This is a genomic window from Methyloceanibacter sp., from assembly GCF_035650995.1.
GTDB lineage: Bacteria > Pseudomonadota > Alphaproteobacteria > Rhizobiales > Methyloligellaceae > Methyloceanibacter.
The window spans coordinates 1-3698 of sequence record NZ_DASRGO010000082.1 but is presented as its reverse complement, the minus strand read 5'-3'; the positions used below and the strand labels follow the sequence as shown (position 1 = coordinate 3698).

Genomic DNA, 3698 nt, shown 5'->3' with positions numbered 1-3698 from the left:
CGACTGCATGTCGGGATATTGCAGCTTGGCGGCGAGTGCGCGCCCGTCATGGCCGAGGGCGCGGTGCACTTGCCCGAGCGAAGCAGAGGCCGCGGCCTCGTGCTCGAAGCTTGCGAACTTCGCCTCCCAGTCGGGACCGAGCTCCGCCGCCATGCGCCGCTTGACGAAGGGCCAGCCCATCGGCGGCGCGGCGCTCTGGAGCTGGCCGAGCTCGGCGGCATATTCGGCGGGAAGCGCCTCGGGGATGGTGGCGAGGAGCTGCGCCACCTTCATGATCGGGCCCTTCAACCCGCCGAGCGCGGCGGCGAGCGCCGCCGCGTCCTTGTCGCGCTCGGGGTCGAGGCCGAATAGGCGGCGTCCGGCGATGCGCGCGGCAACGCCGCCGACATTGGCGCCGACCGAGGCATAGCGCATGGCGCGTGCGCTGAACCGGTTCTTTTCCTTGTCCTCTTGGCGGTCGTTCATGGGTGCGTCTTCGTGGCCTTATCGACAAGGAGCCTGATCCCCCATATAGGGGCGCTTCCCGTCGCGCGCCTTGCTTGCCGCCTATCATCCTGAAGAAAGACCAAAATTCGACATGCCATCGTTTGTGAAGACGCTCGCCAAGGCGGGATTTGCCATCGGCGCGGGTCTCACCCTGCTCGGGCTCGCCGCGAGGTGGATCCCGGCGCTCGACATCGTCAATAACGGCCTCCCCTTCCTCATCGCCGGCATGTTTATCGTGCTCGCCCTCGCGGCGGCGGCGCGCAGTGGCCTTATCACGGTGCTCGCGCTCCTCCTCGCCATCGTCAACTGCACCCATTTCACGCTCGCGCTGGAGGGCGGTGCGGAGGAGGCGCCAGAAGGCGCCCCGCGCTTCCTGAGGGTGGTGACCTTCAACGTCTGGTATCACAACCAAAGAATCGACGACGTCGCCAAGTTCCTCGCCGACACCGATGCCGATCTCGTCGTGATGCAGGAAATGACCCCGGCGAACTGGGACAAGCTCAAGGAGTCGCTTCGCGCGCGCTATCCCTACAGCCTCGGCGATAACGGCCTAGTGATACTGTCGAAGCACAGCTTCATCGAGAACGGCCGCGTCGACCGCGGCGGCATGCCGCCCTGGGCCTCGCTCATGCTGCGCTTCGTCAAGATCGAGGTAAATGGGATGGAGGTGACGATCGCCGGCGCGCACTTGGCGCGGCCTTTCTATCCTTCGCTGCAATATGCCGACGTCCTCACCTTGGTGAATTTCGTCCGCCAGCACCACGGGCCACTGATCGTGGCCGGCGACTTCAACTTGACACCGTGGACCGACAAGCTGACCGGCTTCACGCAAGCGACGGAGCTCAAGCGGTACAACACGTTCCACTTTACCTGGCCGCTGCACGTGCACGGCACCCCGCTTCTGCCCTTCGTCGCCGTCGACCACGTGTTCGCCTCGCCGGGCTTCGTCAAGATCGCGACAAGGACCGGACCGCGGCTCGGCTCCGATCACAGTCCGGTGATCGCCGACATCGCGCTCGCGCCCAGTCCGAGGTGAAAGAGGGTTGTCGGTGTCGCCGCGCAGAGTCATGCTTCCGGTAGAGGAGGAACTCCCATGGCCATACGACCAATCCTCGCGCTCTTAATTGCCCTGCTGTGGGGCACGCCCGTTTTCGCCGCGGCCGAGACTGCAATCGAAGTGTGGAAATCATCCACTTGCTCCTGCTGCGGAAATTGGGTGAAGCATCTCGAGTCGAACGGCTTCGCCGTGACCGTCAACGCGGTCGAACCATCGATGCTTGCGGCGATCAAGCGCCAGGCGGGAATCAGCGAGACGCTCGCCTCGTGCCACACCGCCAAGATCGACGGCTACGTGATCGAGGGCCATGTGCCCGCCTCCGACATCAAGCGCCTCGTGGCCGAGCATCCCGACGCGGTCGGGCTCACCGTGCCCGGTATGCCGGCCGGCTCTCCGGGCATGGAGCAGGGCGGCGAGTTCGAGCCCTACGACGTGCTATTGTTGAAGAAGGACGGCACGACGTCCGTCTTCGCACATCACTGAGCGCGCTACGCGCTTCGCTCGTCGTCAGGCCAGTTGTCCCGGATCCAGCGGGCGAGACTTTCCTCGCTGACTTCGCCTGCCGCCACCGCCAGCATCAGGGCGGTGGCCTCGACGAGTTCCATCGTCTTCGCGAAGTCGGGATCATAGGGGAGGGCCTGGAAGCCTCCGCCCGGCAACTCGAGGATATGCAACTCTTGTTCGCGCCTCAGGCCAAGCCGCTGCATCAGCTCGGTTATACGGTCCGTACAACGAGAGAGAGCGACTAGCGCTTGGATTTCTTGGCCCTTGGCCCCTCGTCCATGGCTTCGAGCTCGTCGATCAGGCTTTCGATCACTTTGAGACCCATCGACCAGAACCCGGGGTCAGAAGCATCAAGCCCGAACGGCGCGAGCAGCTCCTTGTGATGCTTGGTGCCGCCTGCCGCGAGCATTTCGAGGTAGCGGTCGGCAAAGCCCTTTTCGGCCTTCTCGTACACGGCATAGAGCGAGTTCACCAGGCAATCGCCGAAGGCATAGGCATAGACGTAGAACGGCGAATGGATGAAGTGCGGGATGTAGCACCAGAACGTCTCGTAGCCTTCCTTGAGCTCGATCGCGGGACCTAGGCTCTCGCGCTGCACCTCGAGCCAGATCTCGCCGAGCCGGTCGCTGGTCAACTCGCCCTCGCGCCGCTCGGTGTGAACCTTGCGCTCAAAATTGTAGAAAGCGATCTGGCGCACCACGGTGTTGATCATGTCCTCGACCTTGGCGGCGAGCAGCGCCTTGCGCTCGCGCGCCGACGGCGCCTGATCGAGCAGCGCGCGGAAGGTCAGCATCTCGCCGAACACGCTCGCAGTTTCGGCAAGCGTGAGCGGAGTCGGCGCCATCAACGGGCCCTGCACGTTGGCGAGAACCTGATGCACGCCGTGCCCGAGCTCGTGCGCGAGCGTCATCACGTCGCGCGGCTTGCCCTGATAGTTGAGCAGCACGTAAGGATGCGCCGAGGGCACGGTGGGATGCGCGAAGGCGCCGGGCGCCTTGCCCGGACGCACCGGCGCGTCGATCCAGTTGTTCTTGAAGAAGCGCTCGGCGATCGCCGCCATCTTCGGCGAGAAGTCGCCATAGGCGGTGAGCACCGTGGCTTCCGCCTCGTTCCAGCCGATGGTGCGCGCCGGCGCTTTCGGCAGCGGCGCATTGCGGTCCCAGTGCGGCAGCCGCTTCTTGCCGAACCAGCGCGCCTTGAGCGCGTAATAGCGATGTGACAAGCGCGGATAGGCCGCGCGCACCGCCTGCACCAGCGCGTCGACCACCTCGCGCTCGACCCGGTTCGACAGATGCCGCGCGTCGGCGACGTCGGCGAAGCCGCGCCAGCGGTCGGAAATCTCCTTGTCCTTGGCGAGCGTATTGGTGACCAGCGCGAACAGGCGCAGATTCTCCTTGAACGTCGTCGCCAGCGCCGTGGCGGCGGCCTTGCGCGTCGACTCGTTCGGATCCTGCAGCAGGTTGAGCACCGGCTCGATGGCGAGCGACTTTCCCGCCACCTTGAAGCGCAGGCCGGCGATGGTCTCGTCGAACAGCCGATTCCAGGCGGAATAGGCGGTCACCGATTTTTCGTGGAACAATTGCTCGAGGCGATCCTCCAGCTGATAAGGCTTCTCCTTGCGGATGTCCTCGAGCCAGGGCCGGTAATGCGC

5 protein-coding genes are annotated in these 3698 nt (G+C 64.8%); 2 read left to right on the top strand and 3 right to left on the bottom strand.

Annotated features, from left to right (window positions below; translation table 11 throughout):
- A partial coding sequence (locus VFB18_RS06560; RefSeq protein ID WP_324972499.1) for an AarF/UbiB family protein occupies positions 1-465 on the bottom strand: 465 nt, incomplete at its 3' end.
- Between the two features lie 112 nt (positions 466-577).
- Between VFB18_RS06560 and VFB18_RS06555 the strand changes: the two genes are divergently transcribed.
- Both VFB18_RS06555 and VFB18_RS06550 read left to right on the top strand, forming a co-directional pair.
- Positions 578-1522, top strand: coding sequence for an endonuclease/exonuclease/phosphatase family protein (locus VFB18_RS06555; RefSeq protein ID WP_324972496.1), 945 nt, complete (start codon positions 578-580; stop codon positions 1520-1522).
- Positions 1523-1579: 57 nt separating this feature from the next.
- Positions 1580-2026: a DUF411 domain-containing protein gene (locus VFB18_RS06550; protein ID WP_324972494.1), complete on the top strand. Its 447-nt coding sequence runs from the start codon at positions 1580-1582 to the stop codon at positions 2024-2026.
- Between the two features lie 5 nt (positions 2027-2031).
- Here VFB18_RS06550 and VFB18_RS06545 read toward each other — a convergent pair whose 3' ends face one another.
- Positions 2032-2250, bottom strand: coding sequence for a hypothetical protein (locus tag VFB18_RS06545; protein ID WP_324972492.1), 219 nt, complete (start codon positions 2248-2250; stop codon positions 2032-2034).
- Positions 2251-2288: 38 nt separating this feature from the next.
- A partial coding sequence (locus VFB18_RS06540) for a M3 family oligoendopeptidase (RefSeq protein WP_324972489.1) occupies positions 2289-3698 on the bottom strand: 1410 nt, incomplete at its 5' end.